This is a genomic window from Pantoea sp. ABR1s, assembly GCF_057812235.1.
The window spans coordinates 308803-327878 of sequence record NZ_CM173823.1 but is presented as its reverse complement, the minus strand read 5'-3'; the positions used below and the strand labels follow the sequence as shown (position 1 = coordinate 327878).

The window sequence follows — 19076 nt, the reverse complement described above, 5'->3', positions numbered from 1 at the left end:
AGAGTGTAGGATAAGGGATGGGCTGCGTTGCTCATCCCACTATTCTTACACTCTGGAGGTCATATGCATCAACATCACGCCTGTGGCTGCGGCAAACCCCGTGCCAGTCACGCCGCAGCAAAACCGCTGTGCCAGGTTCGCCAGGCCCGCCCCCTCTCCCTTTCTATTCATGCCGCGACGCCTGTACCTGCCGAGACGGCAGGATGTTGCTGTGACAGTCACTGCAGCCCTGGCAACGACACCGACACCGCTGAGGAAAGCGACCGGCGAGGTGCCGACAGTTATCCCTTTAGCTGGCAGGTCAGCGGGATGGATTGCCCGTCGTGTGCCCGCACCATTGAAACCGCTGTCCGTCAGGTGAGTGGCGTGACCGATGCCCGTGTCTTGTTCAGCAGCGAGAAACTGGTGGTCAACGCTGACCAGGACGTACAAAACGCCGTTGAACAGGCGGTGAAAAAAGCCGGCTTCCAGCTCGCAACCCCATCAGCCACGTCGGCCACATCCCCCGCTACGCCGGGCTGGCAGCATAACCAGATGCTGATTTTGCTGGCGCTGCTGGTGCTTGCCAGTAGCATTCTCAGCCAGTTCGCGCCCACCTGGGGCGATCGGCTGTTTGTGCTGACCACGCTGGTCGGCCTGGTCCCGGTGGCGCGCGGCGCCTGGCAGCGTCTGCGCAGCGGATCGCCTTTTACCATTGAGACATTAATGACGCTGGCGTCAGCTGGCGCACTGATTATTGGCGCACACGCTGAAGCCGCGATGGTGCTGGTGCTGTTTCAGCTGGGCGAACAGCTGGAAAGCTATGCCGCTTCCAGGGCGCGCAGCGGCGTTACCAGCCTGATGGCGTTGCGGCCTGAATCGGCGATCCGCCTTGAACAGGGCAAACGTACTGAGGTACCGCTTGCAGCGCTGCAACCCGGCGATGTGATTGAAGTCGCGGCGGGCAGCCGCTTGCCGGTCGATGGCAGCTTAATCAGCCCGCTTGCCAGTTTCGATGAGAGCGCGCTGACCGGTGAATCGCTGCCGGTAACGCGGGCCAGCGGCGAAAAAATTCTTGCCGGTGCCACCAGCGTTGACCGGCTGGTGATGCTGGAAGTGGTGTCGAAGCCGGGTGAAAGCGCGATCGACCGTATCCTGCAGCTGATTGAAGAAGCGGAAACGCATCGTGCGCCGGTCGAACGCTTTATCGACCAGTTCAGCCGTATTTACACGCCGCTGGTCATGCTGCTCTCGCTGCTGGTGATGGTGGTGCCGCCACTGCTCGGCGCAGGCGACTGGCAGCCGTGGATCTACAAAGGGCTGACACTGTTGTTGATTGGCTGCCCCTGTGCACTGGTGATCTCCACGCCTGCCGCCATTACCTCCGGGCTGGCCGCGGCGGCGCGACAGGGCGCACTGATCAAAGGCGGTGCGGCGCTGGAGCGGCTGAGTTCGGTGCGCAGAATGGCGTTTGATAAAACCGGTACTCTGACGCTGAGCAAGCCACAGCTGACGCAGATCCTGCGCTTTGGTACGGCCAGCGAGTCAGAGATGCTGGCGCTGAGCGCCGCTGCGGAACAGGGTGCCACCCATCCGCTGGCCAGCGCTATCGTGGCGGCCGCGCAGGCGCGTGATCTGGTGATTCCTGACGCGCAGGATCAGCAGGTGCAGGCGGGACGCGGCATCAGCGCGAAAGTCGCTGGCCAGCAGATTCAGCTGCTGACGCCCGGCCATGCGCCCGGTCTGACGCCGCAGCAAAATGCGCAGATAGCGCAACAGGAAGCTGAAGGTGAAACTCTGGTGGTGCTGATGCGCGATGGCGAAGCGCTGGGTGCGCTGGCTCTGCGCGATCAGTTGCGCGACGACGCCGTTGAGGCGTTAAAGGCGCTGAAAAAGCTGGGTATTGAGAGCCTGATGCTGACCGGCGACAATCCGCGCGCTGCGGCGACCATTGCCCGCCAGCTGGATATTGATTATCGCGCCAGTCTGCTGCCCGCCGATAAAGTCGCGGCGATCCGTGAACTGAGTCAGCAACAGCCGCTGGCGATGGTCGGGGATGGCATTAACGACGCGCCGGCAATGAAAGCGGCAACGCTGGGCATTGCGATGGGCAGCGGCACCGATGTGGCACTGGAAGCGGCCGATGCTGCCCTGACGCGTAATCAGCTCAGCAATCTGGCTCCGATGATTGCGCTGGCACGCCGGACACGGCGTATCATCCGCCAGAATATCGGTATTGCGCTGGGGCTGAAGGCGATCTTCCTGGTCACAACCCTGCTGGGTCTGACCGGACTCTGGCTGGCGGTGCTGGCGGATTCGGGTGCGACCGCGCTGGTCACTGCCAACGCGCTGCGGTTACTGCGTCGCCGCGCCTGAGCAGGCGGCTTCTGATCTGAAGAGTGAGGTTAACGCGGCCTGTACGGCTGTCGTTAACCCGCCATGCCTTTGCGGATCAGAAACTGATAGGGCAGCGTGTCGGTTTGCTGCGCCAGCAAGCCATGTTCCATAAAGCGGCAGAAGCCGGGAATATCACGCGTGGTGGCCGGATCATCGGCGATGATCAGCAACGTCTCGCCATCCTGCAGGCTGCGTACGGTTTTGCGCACCATCATCACCGGCTCCGGGCAACGCAGGCCACGGGCATCCAGCTGATGATCGGCAGAGGAAAAAGCATCGCTCATAATCAACTCAGTTCAGGTAAAGGGCGCTCATTCTAGCGCGTGCTGGCGGTGAAGCAAGGCGATAACGATTGCGCTAAAATTAACCATTGCATAAAAAGCACAACGCGGTAAGATGCCGCCGCTTTTTGCTCATAAAACTGCCAGGCGCTGCCCGAACGGCGTCCCGCAATGGGTTCCCTCACCCCAACATTAAAAAGGTTGAATATGCTCGCATTTTCTTCGCGTCAGCGCATGCATGCGCTTTTCTGGTTATCGCTGTTTCACCTGCTGGTGATCACTTCAAGTAACTATCTGGTTCAGTTGCCTATTTCAGTGTTTGGCTTCCACACCACCTGGGGTGCATTCAGCTTCCCGTTTATCTTCCTGGCGACCGATCTCACCGTGCGTATTTTTGGCGCACCGCTGGCCCGACGCATTATTCTGGCCGTGATGATCCCGGCACTGTTTATCTCTTACAGTGTCTCGGCGCTGTTCTATCAGGGTGAATGGCAGGGCTGGCAGGCACTGGAAGTGATGAATCTGTTTGTTGCCCGTATCGCCTGCGCCAGCTTTATGGCTTACGCGCTGGGTCAGATCCTCGACGTTCACGTGTTCAACCGTCTGCGTCGCCTGCCACAGTGGTGGATTGCGCCGGGCTGCGCCATGTTCCTGGGGAATATCAGCGATACGCTGGCCTTCTTCTTTATCGCCTTCTATAAAAGCCCCGATGCGTTTATGGCGCAGCACTGGGTTGAGATTGCCCTGGTGGATTACAGCTTCAAAGTGCTGATCTGCATGGTCTTCTTCCTGCCCGCCTACGGCGTGCTGCTCAACGCGGCGCTGAAACGTCTGGCTGAACGCCAGACCGCCCGCCAGGTCAATTTCGGCTAAGCGCCCATACGGTTTCCACTACTATCCGCTAAGATCTTCTGACAATCATCAGGTTGCGTTTGCAACCTGATTCCTGTTGTATTAATGCCTGACTGGAAACTTAAAAAGGGATTCTGATGCGCAACCTGGTGAAATATGTAGGAATGGGTTTACTGGTACTCGGCTTAGCGGCCTGTGACCAGAAGAAAGATGAAGCGGCGAATGACAACGGCGTCAGCGCCAGTCAGTCGGCGCAAACCGTCACGCTGATGGATGGCAAACTGAGCTTCTCGCTGCCACCAGGCATGTCCGATAAAAGCGGTAAACTGGGTTCGCAGACCACTAACATGCACGTTTATGCGGATGAAACCGGTGCCCGCGCCATTATTGTGATTGCCGGTGACCCGACCAATGATGGTCTGGATGTGCTGTCGCAGCGTATGGAACAGCAGCAGCGTAACCGCGATCCGCAGTTGCAGGTGGTGTCGAACAAATCTGTGACGCTCAAAGATCAGCCCGCGCAGCAGCTGGATACGGTGATTTCTGCCAACAACCAGACCTCATGGTCTTCAGTGGTTCTGGCGAAAGTAGATGGCAAACTGGTGACGCTGCAGATTACGCTGCCAGGTGATAATCAGCAGCAGGCGCAGAGCGATGCTGACAACATCGTGAAAAGCATTACGCTGAAGTAAAACAAAAGGCTGGCTTCCCTGCACGGCGGGGAAGCCAGCCTTCGGTCAGAAGGGCTTTTTATAAACCTGCATTCTCGCTAATATATTTCCGCGCTTTCACCGCATATTCAAACGGATTGGCCAGTGCCGGATCCTGCTCCGCTTCAACCACCATCCAGCCTTTATAGCCGTAATCATCCAGGATTTTGAACACCGGTCTGAAGTCGATCACGCCATCACCCGGTACGGTAAAGGTGCCCTTTTTCACTCCTTCCAGGAACGAGAGATGGTTCTCACGCACCTCGGCGACCACCTCATCACGCACATCCTTAAGATGAACGTGGAAGATGCGCGGCAGATATTTCTCCAGTACCGCCAGCATCTTCTGCTGGGAGCCTTCGGAGTAGTAGACGTGGCCGGTGTCATAGAGCAAACCGACCTGCTCGTCGGTCATCTCCATAAACCGGTCAATCTCTTCAGTGGTCTGAATGCCGGTGCCCATATGGTGATGCAGCGTCACGCGCATCCCCTTTTCCGCCGCGATGCGGGCCAGTTCGTTGTAGCCTTCCGCGGTTAACTGCCACTCTTCATCGCTGAAAATGGCTTTCTCTTCAAACACCGCAAGCCCGGTGCCCTGAATACTTTTGCTCTGCTCGGAACAGCCAATCACCCGCGCGCCCATCGCATGCAGGAAGTTCATATGCTCGATGAACTGTTCGATAGTTTTCTGTTTGTCGCCGTTGGCGAAAAAGGTGCTGAACCAGGCGTTGCAGATCTCGATGCCGCGAATGTCGAGCATCGGTTTCAGAATCGCCGGATCGCGGGGATATTTGCTGCCTACTTCGCTGCCGGTAAAGCCAGCCAGCGCCATCTCACTGACGGTCTGCTGGAAGGTATTCTCACTGCCGAGATCCGGCATGTCATCGTTGGTCCAGCCGATCGGGGCGATCGCCAGTTTTACATTCTCTTTGTTCATTATCTTATTCCCAGGCGGAGAGCGGCCATGCCGCATAGACAGCTAAATCAGTTATAGAAAGCAGGACGCGGCGGCATCTCTACCGGCTCAATCGCACCACTGTTCTGCGCTTTAATGCAGGCATCAGCGGCGACTGAGGCGGCAAAGCCATCCCAGGCAGAAGGACCGGTCAACTGGCCCGCTTTGATGTCGTTGATAAACGCCTGCAGCTCAACGTCATACGCTTCGATAAAGCGATCTTTCCAGTCCACCAGAATGGTGTTCGACAGGCGGGCCTCTTTGCGCAGCTGCACCGAAGAGGGCTCTGGCAGGCGGGCAATCCCCTCTTCACCCACCACTTCACACTGAATGTCATAGCCGTAAGCGCAGTTAACGAAGATCTCGACGTCAATGCGAACCCCTTTCTGGGTTTCGAATAGCACGATCTGCGGATCTTTCAGCTGACTGTGTGACTTCGAGGTGACGCGCGGGAAGACTACCTGCACCGTTTTATAGTCATCGTTTGTCAGCCAGCGCAGCACATCCAGCTCGTGGATCAGGGTGTTGGTAATCGCCATCGGCGTGGTGTAGTTCTCCGGCACGGTCGGGTTGCGGTGCGCGCAGTGCAGCATCAGCGGCTCACCGATATCGCCATCGGTGATCACTTTTTTCAGTGCACGGTAGCCCGCATCGTAGGGACGCATAAAGCCGACCTGCACCAGGCGTTTACCCGCCTGAATCTCTGCATCCACGACCCGGCGGCAGCCCTCGGCGCTCATCGCCAGCGGCTTCTCACAGAACACCGGTTTACCGGCGGCAATCGCCGCTAAGGTGAACTCTTCATGGGTCGGATCCCATGAGGTGACCAGCACCGCATCAACATCCGGAGACTGAATCACGTCGTGTCCATTTTCGAATACCTCCGCCTCAATATTCAGGCGTTGCAGTGCGGCACGCGCGCCTTCGACATTAATGTCAGAGACGGCAACCACCTGTGCACCCTGCAGCACATGGCTGCAGCGACGAATATGTTCCTGACCAATTGCACCTGTACCGATGACGCCAAGTTTCAAAGTCATAATTACACCTGTGTAGGGTTCGTACGGAGAAGAGCAAAACGGGCCGCGGCACGGCCCTGAAATTAATATTTTCGCGCCTGATCCAGATGGCTGTTGAGCTTGTCCGCCACCGCCTGAGAACGTTCGGTCTTCGAGGCCTGCGCCACGCCGACGTGCCACCAGCTGAAATATTTGTGGATCATGGTTTTTGGCAGCACTTTGATGTCGATAAGGGTGGAAACCGTCTGGGTACGGGCATCTTCCAGCGCCGCCTTGAGCTGCTCAAGCGTGGTCACACGATAGGTTTTGCAGCCATAACCGGCAGCGATAGCGGCGAAATCGACCGGAATAAAGCCGCCGTCCAGCTTGCCGCCTTCCGCATTACGGAACCGGAACTCGGTGGTAAAGCTGTCCATACCGTGTTCCATCTGCAGGTTATTGATGCAGCCGTTGGTCATGTTATCCAGCAGCACCACGTTGATCTTCGCCCCTTCCTGAATCGAGGTGACCAGCTCTGAGTGCAGCATCATAAAGGAGCCATCACCGACCAGCGCATAGACCTCGCGCTGCGGCTGCGCCAGCTTCACACCCAGCGCGGCATTCACTTCATAACCCATGCAGGAGTAGCCATATTCAACGTGATAGGCGTTGTAATCTTTGGTGCGCCAGACGCGCTGCAGGTCGCCCGGCAGACTGCCCGCCGCTGCCACTACCACTGCGTCTTTTGGCAGTTGCTCATTTAAGGTGCCGAGCACGCTGCTTTGCGTCAGCAGCGACTGGGTCAGGCGGTTAAACTCAGCGAACACCGCTTTACGGTCGAGATGATCCGCAATCTCCGGCACAAAGTCGCCATCGTGATATTCCACCTGGTAGACACGCTGCGTCTCTTTCAGCAGTTGGCTCTGTGCCTGCTCAATCTGGTTGCCCCAGTCGTTGCTGTAGTGCTGCGAGGCCAGACCGGCGGTGAGCGCGGTCAGCCCTTCGCGGGCATCGGCCAGCAGCTGCACGCCATCGAGCTTGTAGCTGTCAAAGTTACTGACGTTGATGTTCAGGAAGCTGACATCGGGATGCTGGAAAATCCATTTCGACGCGGTGGTGAAGTCGGTGTAGCGGGTGCCGATGCCGATCACTAAATCGGCCTCTTTCGCCAGCAGGTTAGCCGCCAGACAGCCGGTTTCGCCCACGCCGCCGACATTCAGCGGATGGTCAGAGACCAGCGTGCCTTTGCCCGCCTGCGTCTCCGCAAAGGGAATCTGATAGCGCTCGGCAAACTGGCGCAGCGCCTCGCCCGCTTCGGAGTATTTCACTCCGCCGCCGCAGATAATCATCGGCTTGCGCTTACGGTTAATCAGCGTCAGGGCATCTGCCAGCTGCGCCGCCACCGGCAGGCGGCGATCCAGACGGTGCACCCGTTTCTGGAAGAAGTAGTCAGGGTAATCCCAGGCTTCGCCCTGCACATCCTGCGGCAACGACAGCGTGACCGCGCCGGTTTCTGCCGGATCGGTCAGTACGCGCATGGCGTTGATACAGGCGGACATCAGCTGTTCCGGGCGGCTGACGCGATCCCAGTATTTGCTGACGGCGCGGAAGGCGTCGTTGGTGCTGATGCTGAGATCGTAGCTCTGCTCAATCTGTTGCAGCACCGGATCGGGCTGGCGGGTTGCGAAGACGTCGCCTGGCAGCAGCAGCAGAGGAATGCGGTTGGCGGTCGCGGTCGCCGCGGCGGTGATCATATTGGCCGCACCAGGCCCCACAGACGAACTGCAGGCGATAATCTGGCGGCGCAGCGACTGGCGCGCAAAGCCGGTGGCAGCATGAGCCATGCCCTGCTCATTACGGCCCTGGTAGACCACCAGATCGCCGCTATCCTGTTCCAGCGCCTGGCCCAGCCCCAGCACGTTGCCATGTCCGAAAATGGCGAAGATGCCCTTTACGAACTTCGTCTCAACGCCATCGACATCAATGAATTGATTATCAAGAAATTTAACCAGCGCCTGTGCCGTGGTCAGTCTGATAGTGCCCATATTCTTCCTTACATGCTGGTGGACCCCGACTTCCGCGACAGCACGCCAGGCGTTGTCATCGGCGGAAAAGGCGACCTGAATAACTGAAACGTGAGGCGATTATAAACAAATATATTTTTCATAAAACACGATTACAGAAGAAACATTTCATTTTGCGAGTGAGATCAAATTTAATGACGACAACAGGTCTGGCGGGCGATTGCAGTGGGGAAATCTGGAACGTTTAACAGAGAGTGGTGCCTGATAAAAAAATTCATTTCAATGCAGCAGCTTGCCTGACTGGCGTGCGGATTCCTGCGATCCCCTTCACAACCCTGACATACCGCACATCACGCTGGCAGAGTTTGCGCAGGCGGGCGGCAATCAGGAGTTTTACCTGGTTCACAAAATTGCGATGGATATTTCATTTCGTATTGAATATGGAATTTTTATTCCTCATACTCCCCTCATAGCCAGTCAGACACCTACAGACCCGGAAGCAGAGCGTAACTGGTGTCGGTCTTTACGCCCGCCAGCGCTGCTAATCACAGAAGGAAACCACAGGTATGAGTACACAACAGAAACCGCTTGATGTGATTTGTATCGGGCGCATCGCCGTTGATTTTTATGGCCAGCAAATCGGGGCGCGACTGGAAGATGTCACCTCCTTTGCTAAATATCTGGGCGGCTCGTCGGGCAATGTCGCCTATGGCACCGCGATTCAGGGGCTGAAATCGGCGATGCTGGCGCGGGTGGGAGATGAGCATAATGGTCGCTTTCTGCGTGAAGAGTTGCAGCGCGTAGGCTGTAACACCGATGCGCTAATCACCGATCCGCAGCGTCTGACAGGACTGGTGATCCTCGGCATCAAAGATGAAGAGACTTTTCCGCTGATTTTCTACCGCGATAACTGCGCCGATATGGGTCTGGTTCCGGACGATATCGACGAAGCCTTTATTACCTCTGCGCGCGCCGTGGCGGTTACTGGCACCCACTTATCCCATCCTCAGACCCGCGAAGCGGTGCTGAAAGCGCTGGATATCGCCCGCCGCAACGGCCTGCGCACGGCGCTGGATATCGATTATCGTCCGGTGTTGTGGGGACTGACCTCTCTGGGCGACGGTGAAACGCGTTTCATTGAGTCGTCACAGGTCACGCAGCAGTTACAGGAAGTGGTGCACTATTTCGATTTGATCGTCGGCACCGAAGAGGAGTTTCATATTGCCGGTGGCAGCACCGACACCCTGACCGCGTTGAAAAACGTGCGTCAGGCGAGTCAGGCGACGCTGGTCTGCAAACGTGGACCGCTGGGTTGCGTGGTGTTTGAAGGCGAGATCCCGGATAGCTGGGAACAGACTGAGCTGCACACGGGCGTTCGCGTCGAGGTTCTCAACGTGCTGGGCGCGGGCGATGCCTTTATGTCTGGCCTGCTGCGCGGCTGGCTGAATGATGAGGGCTGGACTCAGGCGTGCCGTTACGCCAACGCCTGCGGAGCGCTGGTGGTATCACGCCACGGTTGCGCACCCGCCATGCCAACCAAAGCGGAGCTGGATGATTTCCTGAGTCGCGACAAAGAGGTGAAACGTCCCGATCTCGACAGCCGTCTGAACCATCTGCACCGCGTGACTACCCGCAAGCAGCAGTGGCCGGAGCTGAATGTCTTCGCCTTTGACCACCGCAAACAGCTGGCGGATATGGCGCAGGAAGCGGGCGTGGACGAGAGCCGCATTCCGGAACTGAAACTGCTGCTGCTGGAAGCCGCTCAGCAGGCTGCCAGAGAGGCAGGATTAGAGAATAAAAGCGGGATTCTGGCGGATACGACCTACGGTCAGAAGGCGCTGAACGCCATTACCGGTAAGAACTGGTGGATTGGCCGCCCGATTGAGCTGCCGAGCTCGCGTCCGTTGCGCCTGGAGCATGGCAACATCGGCTCGCAGCTGATCGACTGGCCTGCCGAACACGTGGTGAAATGTCTGGTCTTCTATCATCCGCATGACAGTGCTGAACTGCGTAAAGAGCAGGATGAGCTGGTGCTCGACGTCTGGAACGGCTGTAACAAAAGCGGTCATGAGCTGCTGCTGGAAGTGATTCTGCCTGACAACAATCCGGATAAGAATGAAACGTATTACTTTGATATGTTGAGCCATTTCTACAGTCTGGGCATCCAGCCTGACTGGTGGAAACTGCCACCGCTGTCGGCGGAAAGCTGGCAGGCGATCAGCGGTCTGATTGAGCAGCAGGATCCCCACTGTCGCGGCATTCTGTTACTCGGTCTGGATGCGCCCGAAGAGAAGCTTAAAGCGGGCTTCGCCGCGGCGGCCAAAGCGCCCTGGGTGAAAGGTTTTGCGGTAGGCCGCACTATCTTTGGTCAGCCTTCCCGCCAGTGGTTACAGGGGGAGCTGGACGATCAGGCGTTGATTGAGACGGTTAAAGGCAACTATCTGCGACTGATTGAGTACTGGCGCGCTGCCCGCGCCTGATTTGCTGCTCTGTCAAAAAGCCGCTTTTAGACCGTGCAGTCACAGGGAACACGGTCAGATCGGAAAGACGCAAAAGCTGCCATCCATGGCATGCTCGGCCCGCACCATCCTTGGTGCGGGACGCTTTCCTCTTCTGACCGTGTTCCCTGCTCGTTTAGCTAATGTGTTGCTGCCAGACCCGATTTTTCAGCAATCTGCAGCCATTCCAATCTGAATGGTGAAAGACTGCATACTTCCATCCCTGCTGGCATTTCATCCCGGCTTTCATCCTGACATTGCCCGCGAAAAGTCACGCATCGGGCGCTAAAGCTAATCTGTGAACCATTTCATAAAGCCATGAAATAAACCGCGTCGTTGACGCAAAGAAATGAAATTTTCCATCCATCTGATACTATAGCGCTCATTATGCAGCCATTATTCTAATTATACGGGCAGAAGTGATGAACAATAATCCCACCCAACTTTCTCTCTTGCAGGACGATATTCGTCGCCGCTACGAAACGCTGAGCAAGCGTCTTAAACAGGTTGCGCGCTACATCCTTGATAACAGTAACAGTATTGCTTTCGATACCGTCGCCTCGATTGCTCAGCAGGCCGATGTGCCACCGTCGACGCTGATCCGCTTTGCGAATGCTTTTGGCTTCAGCGGCTTCAACGAAATGAAACAGGTTTTTCGTCAGCATCTGATGGAGGAGACGGTCAACTATACCGAGCGCGCTCGCCTGTTTCGCCAGACTTCAACGGACGACAGCGCCAGTGCGCCTGAAAGTCCGGCGGAAATCCTCAACGTCTTTACCATGGTTAACAGCCAGGCGCTGCAGCAGCTGGCGATGCAGGTTAATCCTGAGCAGCTGAACAAAGCGGTGAAACTGCTGAATGAGGCTGAGAATATCTATGTTATCGGCCTGCGTCGCTCTTTCAGCGTCGCCTCCTACCTGGTCTACGCGCTGCGTCATCTGGAGCGCCGCGCTTTCCTGATTGATGGCCTGGGCGGGATGTTTACCGAGCAGCTCAGCCTGGTAAACCCGAAAGATGTAGTGATTGCGATCAGCTACTCGCCTTATGCACGTGAAGCGGTCGAGGTGGTTGAAATGGGTGCCAAACGCGGTGCGCATCAGATTGCCATTACCGATAGTCAGGTCAGTCCGCTGGCCGCCTTCAGCGATGTCTGCTTTGTGGTACGTGAAGCGCAGGTCGATGGCTTCCGTTCGCAGGTCGCTTCACTCTGCCTGGCACAGACGCTGGCGGTTTCGCTGGCACTGAACAACGCAAAGACCAGCTGAGTTCCACACACAAAAAAGGGCAGCGCGACAGGCTGCCCTTTTTACTGATATGAACGCGGGTTATAAACCGTGATTGCTGTTTATTTTTCTGCGATGACTTACGCTTTCCGCGGATAGCTGTCGCTGTTCACCCAGGCGTGATCTTTCTCCCAGGTAAATTTCCACAGCCGCACCGGCCCCGCCATCACGTTCAGATAGTAGTTATTGTATCCCGCCAGCGTCGCTACCGGATGATAGCCGCGCGGTACCATCACCACGTCGCGATTATAGGGTGCCATACAGACATCCAGGGAACGGTCGTCGGTGTAGACGCGCTGCATGGCAAAGCCAGGTTCCGGATCGAAACGGTGATAGTAGGTCTCTTCCAGGTAGGTTTCGTTTTCACTCTCCTCCTGGTCGTGCTTGTGGCTGGGATAAGAGCTGGTATCGCCCTCGTTGGTATAGACTTCCACCACCAGCAGGCTATCAGCCGGTTCATTGTCAGGCAGGATATTGTGAACCAGGCGCTGGTTGCGCCCTTTTCCGCGATGCTCAACACCAACATCGGCTGGCGCAATCAGGCGCGCAGGCAGATTCCCCTGACCGGGCGCATTACAGACCGCCAGCTCAAGATCGCTGTCAGCGTAAACCTCTACTTCATCATCATGCGGCACATAAACGGAATAAGGCGGTACGCGCTCAAAAGGCGACATGCGCTGACCGATACCGGGAAAATCAGCATGGCGGGTTTTTACGGAGGCCAGCCCGGCCACCAGCACCAGACACAGCTCTTTATCACCACTGCTGAGACGCAGGGTTTCCCCTTTCTTCAGCAAATAGGCATCAAATCCCACATAACGCCAGCCGGCGCGCTCAGGCGTCACATGCTGAATACGACCCTGCGCGTCAGGGGCTTGTGCTTTCGACAGTAAAGACATCCTGATACTCCTCTCTGTCACGATTGACGCTGCGGTGGGCTCGCGGGCGCGGTGCCAGCGAACAAAGCGACCGGCAGATTATCCTGCCGGTCGCGCACCGGGATCAGCGTTGAAATGAATCAGCCTAAGGTTGGCATACTGAATTCAGACACGGTCTGCTGACCGGATGGCCAGCGTACGGTGGCCGTTTTCATGCGGGTATAGAAACGCACGCCATCCGGCCCATGAACATTGAGCGCGCCAAACACTGAACGCTTCCAGCCGCCGAAGCTGTGGAACGCCATCGGCACCGGAACCGGCACGTTGACACCGACCATACCCGCTTCAACGTTCTGCACAAACTCACGTGCGGTGTGACCGTTGCTGGTGAAAATCGCGCTGCCGTTGCCGAATTCATGGCTGTTAACCAGTTGCAGCGCACTGTCGTAGTCCGGCGCGCGCATGATGCTCAGCACCGGCCCAAAAATCTCTTCGCGCCAGATCACCATCTCAGAGGTGACATGATCAAACAGCGTGCCGCCGACGTAGTAACCTTCGGCGTGACCTGCAACCTGCACGTTACGACCATCGACCACCAGCTTCGCGCCTTCCTGCTCGCCTTTGTCGATGTAGCCCAGCACTTTCTTCTGGTGCGCCGCCGAAACGACCGGTCCCATCTCATTTTCATCAGCGCCCTGATTAATGCCAGGGCCGATACGCAGCGCGTTTACCAGCGGAGTCAGACGGGCGATCAGCTTGTCGGCGGTATCATCGCCCACGGCGACCACAACCGGCAGCGCCATGCAGCGTTCACCAGCAGAGCCAAACGCACCACCCATAATGGCGTTGACGGTGGCATCCAGGTCGGCATCCGGCATAACGATAGCGTGGTTTTTCGCCGCGCCAAACGCCTGTACCCGCTTGCCGTGGGCGCTGGCGGTTTTATAGATATGCTCAGCCACGCCAGAAGAACCGACGAAGCTCACCGCGGCAATACGCGGATCTTTATAGAGCTGCTCAGCATCTTCATTGGAACTGTGCACCACGTTGAATACGCCATCGGGCAGGCCCGCTTCGGTCAGCAGTTCAGCCATACGCACTGCAGCAGAAGGATCCAGCGCCGGTGGCTTCAGCACAAAGGTGTTACCGCAGGCCAGGGCTATCGGGAACATCCATAGCGGCACCATCGCCGGGAAGTTAAACGGCGTAATGCCCGCCACGACGCCGACCGGTTGCATCAGCGAGTAGCTGTCAACGCCGCTGCCGACGTTCGGGGAATATTCGCCTTTGAGCAGATGGGGGATCCCGCAGGCAAACTCAATCACTTCGATGCCACGCGTCAGTTCACCCAGCGCATCAGACCAGACTTTGCCGTGCTCAGAGACAATCAGCGCCGCCAGCTCATCACGGTGCTGCTCCATCAGGGCTTTAAAGTTGAACAGAACGCGGGCGCGACGCAGCGGCGAGGTTTTCGACCAGGCGGCAAAAGCGTCATGCGCGACACCAATCGCCTGGGCCACTTCATCAGCGGTACTTTGCGTCAGTTCACGTACCACTTTGCCGGTTGCCGGATCGTAAACAGGAATGGTTTCGTTGCTGGCGCTGAAAGTGGTTTTACCGCCAATAAAGTTACCTATGATTGTCATGATGTTGCCTCTTTAGATGGTTAAGTTCCCTGCAGACGGACTATGCGACCTGCCACACTGCCTGACCAGGCAAACCTGAAAGCGTGCTATGAAGCTATTACAGTGGAACAAATTTTTCAAATGGTTCTTTTTGGAAAATTTGATTTTAGCGGCACAGATCGCATTTTTCCCGCCACTTAGTCTCTCGCGCCATCACGATGACGGGAGGCCACTAATAGCGGCCAGCCTTAGCGTAGCAGGGTAATAGCCGGGGAGTGGTTTGGGCGTTTTACTGCGAAGTCGATCCAGCCTTTATGCATCGGGCTGAAACGGAATATGAAATTAATGCGAGGCTGATCTAATAATTTGTGTTTCATTATTCACTATTAATGAAATAAATGTTCTCTTTGGTCGCATCATCCTCCTGTCCCGGAGTCAGTGCATGGCCATCGATCCAACCCGTTTCTGTATCAACCGCAAAATTGCGCCCCGGCTCTCGCTGGAGGCATTTTTTCAGCTGGTTCAGCGTCTGGGGCTGAGCAAGGTTGAACTGCGTAATGACATGCCGGGCGGCAGCGTCACTGACGATCTCAGCACCGATCAGCTGCGCGCTCTGACCGACAGGTATCATATTGATATCATCACCATTAATGCGCTCTATCCGTTTAACCACATTGATGACGCGCTACTGGCCCGGGCCGAAGCACTGTTACAGACAGCACAACAGATTGGTGCAAAGGCGCTGGTCATGTGTCCGCTGAATGAGGGGATAGCCGTGTCGCCTCAGCAAACCCAGGCGGCGATGCAGCAGCTGGCCCCGCGTTTTGCCCACTATGGCATTCAGGGGCTGGTGGAGCCGCTGGGTTTTCCGGTCAGCTCGCTGCGTTCGGCGGTACAAGCGCAGCAATTGATCGCCGCGGCGGACGTGCCCTTTAAGTTATTGCTGGATACCTTTCACCATCATCTCTATGAGCAGGCTGAGCAGGAGTTTCCAGCCGGCATTGATGTTAACCAGATCGGTCTGGTGCACCTTTCGGGCGTGGAAGATCGCCGTCCGACCGCCGAACTGACCGATGAAGAACGCATCATGTTGAGTGATAACGATGTACTGAAGAGCGTGGTGCAGGTGAAGCGGCTGGAGATGCTTGGCTATAAGGGCGTTTATGCCTTTGAGCCTTTCTCCAGTCAGCTCAGCAACTGGACCCCTGCGGAGGTTGAACGCCAGATCCGCAACAGTATTGAACTGCTGCAAGCCTGAATCCTGTTCTGCGCTTTGCGCGCACCATTAATCAGTTTATCTGTGTCTGAAAAGACGTTCTGGCCCGCTGCTGGGCCATTTTTTTTATCCTGAAGAATCGTCTGCTGCCGGCAACACCGCCTGACGCCGCTGCATGCGCAGCGTGCAGAAAAAAGCGACGCAGACCAGCAGCGCCGTGAGCAGGTAGACGCGTGAGACACCCGCATAAGTCATGATGAATCCGGCAAGTGGCCCGGTTATCCCCAGCGACAGATCCATAAAGGCGGTGTAGGTCGCCAGCGCGCTGCCCTGATTCTGCTGCGGCACCACTTTTACCGCCACCACGCCCAGCGCCGGGAATACCAGCGAGAAGCCGGCACCGGTCAGAAATGCGCCCGCTTTTGCCATCCAGGGATCACCCGCTGCGGCCACCAGAAACAGTCCGGCGGCTTCAACCGCCAGGCAGATGCTGGCGACCCGCAGACCGCCGTGGCGGTTAATCGCATTCGGGAACAGCAGGCGCGCGCCGACGAAAGCGCCGCTGAACAAGGAGAGCGCAAAGGCGGCCCCTTCCCAGCCTTTATCCTGATAGAACAGGGTAATAAAGGTGGCGATGACACCGAAACCCGCCGAACCCATCGCCAGAATCGCACCAAAACCGGCGATTTTCCCCAGCACCGCACGAAACGGCAGGGGTCTGGCCCGGCTGGCTTTTACGGCCGGACGCGGCACCGCGCAGACGATGCCTACCACGCAGATAGCAACAATGACCAGCGACAGCCACAGCAGGCCACCCGCCCGGAATATCACCACGCCGAGCGGCGCACCAATCGCCATCGCGCCATAAGTGACAATGCCGTTCCAGGAGATAACCCGGCCAATGTGCAGCGAACCCACCCGCGCCACACCCCACAACGAGGTGCCGGTGCCGGTAAAACTCTGGCCCACGCCCAGAATCAAGCGGCCCACGCAGAGTAGCGTCAGGCTTAACAGCGGTGATTCGATGAGCGCCGCCAGCAAAATACACAACCCGCTGATCAGACAGCCCACCAGGCCGGTCACCACCACTTTCTTTGGCCCCCAGAGATCGGCATAGCGTCCGGCGTGTGGGCGGCTCAGCAGCGTCGCCACATATTGCAGGCTGATCACCAGGCCCGCCCAGAATGCGCTGAAGCCCAGCTGGTCATGCACCCATCCTGGCAATACCGCCAGCGGCAGACCGATAGTGAGATAGCTGGCAAAGTTGTAGGCCACGATAGAGAGGATCAGCAGAGAGATGTTCAGGTTTCCGGATGGGGTGTTCGGTTCCGCTGCAGGCTGTTCAGGCATGAGTCCTCGCGCTCGTATTTGGCTGAATGATAAGGTTTATCCTTTAACTATACCCGCTTTCACCACTGGTGCCTCTTAATGACACGGGTATCGGGCGGCTGCCCCTGCCCGGACGTGCAGCAGAAAGCCGGATAAAAACCGGAACAATGGGGAGTTGCTGCTCTGCCGCGATAGCTGAGTGCTGTGGCGCTGATTACCTCACCCACCTGCCACCGCGCTTTACCGTTTCTCTGATAAATCAGATTGTTAATTTTGTTTCAGCTACACTTTCAACAGCCAAATTACGTTATGAGAGAGAGAATGAGCGAGCTGCAACGGGAAAAGATCGGACAAAATATTCTGATAAAACTGGCGATGCTGGTCATTATCCTCGCCGGGGTTCGGGCAGCGTCAGACATTCTGGTCCCGCTTCTGCTGGCGGCGTTCTTTGCCATTGTGCTTAATCCACTGGTGACGATGCTGATGCGTCGTGGCTTCCGCCGTGGACTGGCGATTGGGCTGGTGATCACGGTAATCTTCTGCGCTCTCGTGCTGCTGGGTGCCATTATTGCCAGCTCAATGAGCGAGTTTTCCGATCTCTATCCGCAACTGCGCGCCACCATGGAGCAGAAAATGACGGTACTGCAACATCTGGCGGCGGGCTTTCATCTTAATATTTCAACCGATGCGCTGGTACAGCGTTTCGATCCTAATACCATGATGAACCTGGCTACCGTGGCGCTGAGCGGCTTTTCCGGCGCGATGACCAATACCGTGCTGCTGGTGCTGACCGTGGTCTTTATGCTGTTTGAGGTCCATCACCTGCCCTATAAAATGCGCAACGCGCTGGTGAATCCGAAAATTCGCATCGCCGGACTGCATAAAGCGCTGAAAGGCGTCACGCACTATCTGGCGCTGAAAACCCTGGTGAGTCTGATAACCGGCATCGCGGTCTGGCTGAGTCTCTATCTGCTGGATGTGAAATTTGCGCTGTTATGGGGTGTCGTGGCGTTTATCCTCAACTTTATTCCCAATATCGGCCCGATTATCGCCGGTATCCCGCCCTTCCTGCAGGCGTTGTTACTGAACAGCCTGTTTGATGCCGCGATGGTGGCGGCGCTGTTTACCGCGATTCATATGGTGTTTGGCAATATGCTGGAACCGCGACTGATGGGGCGCGGTCTTGGCTTATCGACGCTGGTGGTGTTCCTGTCGCTGGTGTTCTGGGGCTGGCTGCTCGGTCCGGTCGGCATGCTGCTCTCGGTGCCGCTCACCAGCATTACTAAAATTCTGATGGAGACCACGCCAGGCGGCAGCCGTCTGGCGATTATGCTGGGCACCGGACGACCTAAGCGGGCGCGGGCATTAACCAAGTAGCCGCTGCTGCACATGCTGCAGATGGCTCTCCATCGCCTGACGTGCAGCCACTTCATCGCCCGCCACAATCGCATTGGCGATCTGCTGATGGTCAGCGTTCATCTCCTGCGCGAAGCTGTTATCGGCATAATGGCGCTCCAGTCGCTGCACATGCGGGCTGTGGCGCCGGTTCCATAACTGCTCCAGCAGGTCGCGTAATACATCATTGCCGCTCATCTCACTGATAAGCAGATGGAAGCGCTTGTCCTGCTCCAGAAAGGCCGCGTCGTTTTCATTGTACTGCTGCAGTTCAGCGGTCAGCGCCAGCAGTGCTGCACGCTGAACGGTGGTGCCGTTACGTGCGGCAAATCCTGCCAGCATCCCTTCAAAGGCTTCACGCGCCTGCAACAGATCCTGCAGACTGCAGGTTTCGCTCTCCTGCGGAACCGCGGCTTGCGGCAGCGGCTGGGCGACGTAAACGCCGTTGCCAGTGCGGATATCGACCCAGCCGGTCATCTCCAGCGCAATCAATGCTTCACGCACCGATGAACGACTGACACCCAGCTGTTTTGCCAGCTCACGCTCCGGTGGCAGCAACCCTCCTGCCACAAAGTCACCGCGCGTGATACCGGCCATGATGACGTTGGCGATCTGACGGTACAGGCGCTCGGTTTTTATTACTGGCAGCGTCATCA

General features: G+C 57.1%; 15 protein-coding genes. 7 read left to right on the top strand and 8 right to left on the bottom strand.

Annotated elements, in window-relative coordinates:
* Positions 1–63: 63 nt before the first annotated feature.
* A complete protein-coding gene (locus ACXKZD_RS01505; RefSeq protein ID WP_488981827.1) occupies positions 64–2355 on the top strand; it encodes a zinc/cadmium/mercury/lead-transporting ATPase in 2292 nt (763 codons plus the stop codon).
* A 53-nt stretch (positions 2356–2408) separates the two neighbouring features.
* On the opposite strand, the gene tusA is transcribed toward ACXKZD_RS01505, so the two are convergent.
* Complete coding sequence (tusA, locus tag ACXKZD_RS01500; RefSeq protein ID WP_010253330.1) at positions 2409–2660, bottom strand: sulfurtransferase TusA; 252 nt, start codon at positions 2658–2660, stop codon at positions 2409–2411.
* 204 nt (positions 2661–2864) lie between these two features.
* On the opposite strand from tusA, the gene ACXKZD_RS01495 reads away from it, so the two are divergent.
* Together ACXKZD_RS01495 and ACXKZD_RS01490 are read left to right on the top strand one after the other, a co-directional pair.
* A complete protein-coding gene (locus tag ACXKZD_RS01495; protein WP_010253331.1) occupies positions 2865–3530 on the top strand; it encodes a 7-cyano-7-deazaguanine/7-aminomethyl-7-deazaguanine transporter in 666 nt (221 codons plus the stop codon).
* Between the two features lie 116 nt (positions 3531–3646).
* Positions 3647–4201 carry a DcrB family lipoprotein gene (locus ACXKZD_RS01490; protein WP_010253333.1) on the top strand — a complete coding sequence of 185 codons (555 nt, stop codon included), beginning with the start codon at positions 3647–3649 and terminating at the stop codon, positions 4199–4201.
* A 58-nt stretch (positions 4202–4259) separates the two neighbouring features.
* Here ACXKZD_RS01490 and iolE read toward each other — a convergent pair whose 3' ends face one another.
* The 3 genes from iolE to iolD form a co-directional block, all read right to left on the bottom strand.
* Complete coding sequence (iolE, locus tag ACXKZD_RS01485; RefSeq protein WP_488981826.1) at positions 4260–5156, bottom strand: myo-inosose-2 dehydratase; 897 nt, start codon at positions 5154–5156, stop codon at positions 4260–4262.
* 47 nt (positions 5157–5203) lie between these two features.
* On the bottom strand, positions 5204–6214 hold the full coding sequence (gene iolG, locus ACXKZD_RS01480; RefSeq protein WP_010253336.1) for a bifunctional inositol 2-dehydrogenase/D-chiro-inositol 1-dehydrogenase: 1011 nt from the start codon (positions 6212–6214) through the stop codon (positions 5204–5206).
* A gap of 62 nt (positions 6215–6276) precedes the next feature.
* Positions 6277–8217, bottom strand: coding sequence for a 3D-(3,5/4)-trihydroxycyclohexane-1,2-dione acylhydrolase (decyclizing) (gene iolD / locus ACXKZD_RS01475; RefSeq protein ID WP_033768026.1), 1941 nt, complete (start codon positions 8215–8217; stop codon positions 6277–6279).
* 545 nt (positions 8218–8762) lie between these two features.
* Here iolD and ACXKZD_RS01470 point away from each other — a divergent pair.
* A complete protein-coding gene (locus ACXKZD_RS01470; RefSeq protein WP_033773070.1) occupies positions 8763–10676 on the top strand; it encodes a bifunctional 5-dehydro-2-deoxygluconokinase/5-dehydro-2-deoxyphosphogluconate aldolase in 1914 nt (637 codons plus the stop codon).
* A gap of 440 nt (positions 10677–11116) precedes the next feature.
* Positions 11117–11959, top strand: a complete 843-nt coding sequence (locus tag ACXKZD_RS01465; protein ID WP_010253340.1) for a MurR/RpiR family transcriptional regulator — start codon at positions 11117–11119, stop codon at positions 11957–11959.
* A gap of 98 nt (positions 11960–12057) precedes the next feature.
* Here the strand turns inward: ACXKZD_RS01465 and iolB are convergent, their stop codons facing one another.
* Together iolB and ACXKZD_RS01455 are read right to left on the bottom strand one after the other, a co-directional pair.
* The gene (gene iolB, locus ACXKZD_RS01460; protein ID WP_010671521.1) at positions 12058–12876 is read right to left on the bottom strand and encodes a 5-deoxy-glucuronate isomerase; all 819 of its coding nucleotides are present in this window, start codon (positions 12874–12876) and stop codon (positions 12058–12060) included.
* A 119-nt stretch (positions 12877–12995) separates the two neighbouring features.
* A complete protein-coding gene (locus tag ACXKZD_RS01455) occupies positions 12996–14501 on the bottom strand; it encodes a CoA-acylating methylmalonate-semialdehyde dehydrogenase (protein ID WP_010253344.1) in 1506 nt (501 codons plus the stop codon).
* A 421-nt stretch (positions 14502–14922) separates the two neighbouring features.
* Here ACXKZD_RS01455 and ACXKZD_RS01450 point away from each other — a divergent pair, with 421 nt between their 5' ends.
* Positions 14923–15738 (top strand): TIM barrel protein, encoded by an 816-nt coding sequence (locus tag ACXKZD_RS01450; protein ID WP_122889850.1) that lies wholly within the window; start codon positions 14923–14925, stop codon positions 15736–15738.
* An 84-nt stretch (positions 15739–15822) separates the two neighbouring features.
* Here the strand turns inward: ACXKZD_RS01450 and ACXKZD_RS01445 are convergent, their stop codons facing one another.
* Complete coding sequence (locus ACXKZD_RS01445) at positions 15823–17046, bottom strand: MFS transporter (RefSeq protein ID WP_033773075.1); 1224 nt, start codon at positions 17044–17046, stop codon at positions 15823–15825.
* A 300-nt stretch (positions 17047–17346) separates the two neighbouring features.
* Here ACXKZD_RS01445 and ACXKZD_RS01440 point away from each other — a divergent pair, with 300 nt between their 5' ends.
* Entirely contained in the window at positions 17347–18402 is a 1056-nt protein-coding gene (locus ACXKZD_RS01440; RefSeq protein ID WP_010253354.1) for an AI-2E family transporter, read from the top strand.
* On the opposite strand, the gene ACXKZD_RS01435 is transcribed toward ACXKZD_RS01440, so the two are convergent.
* Positions 18391–19074, bottom strand: a complete 684-nt coding sequence (locus ACXKZD_RS01435) for a FadR/GntR family transcriptional regulator (protein WP_031594155.1) — start codon at positions 19072–19074, stop codon at positions 18391–18393. The two genes, ACXKZD_RS01440 and ACXKZD_RS01435, sit on opposite strands and share 12 nt — an antisense overlap.
* Between the last annotated feature and the right edge of the window lie 2 nt (positions 19075–19076).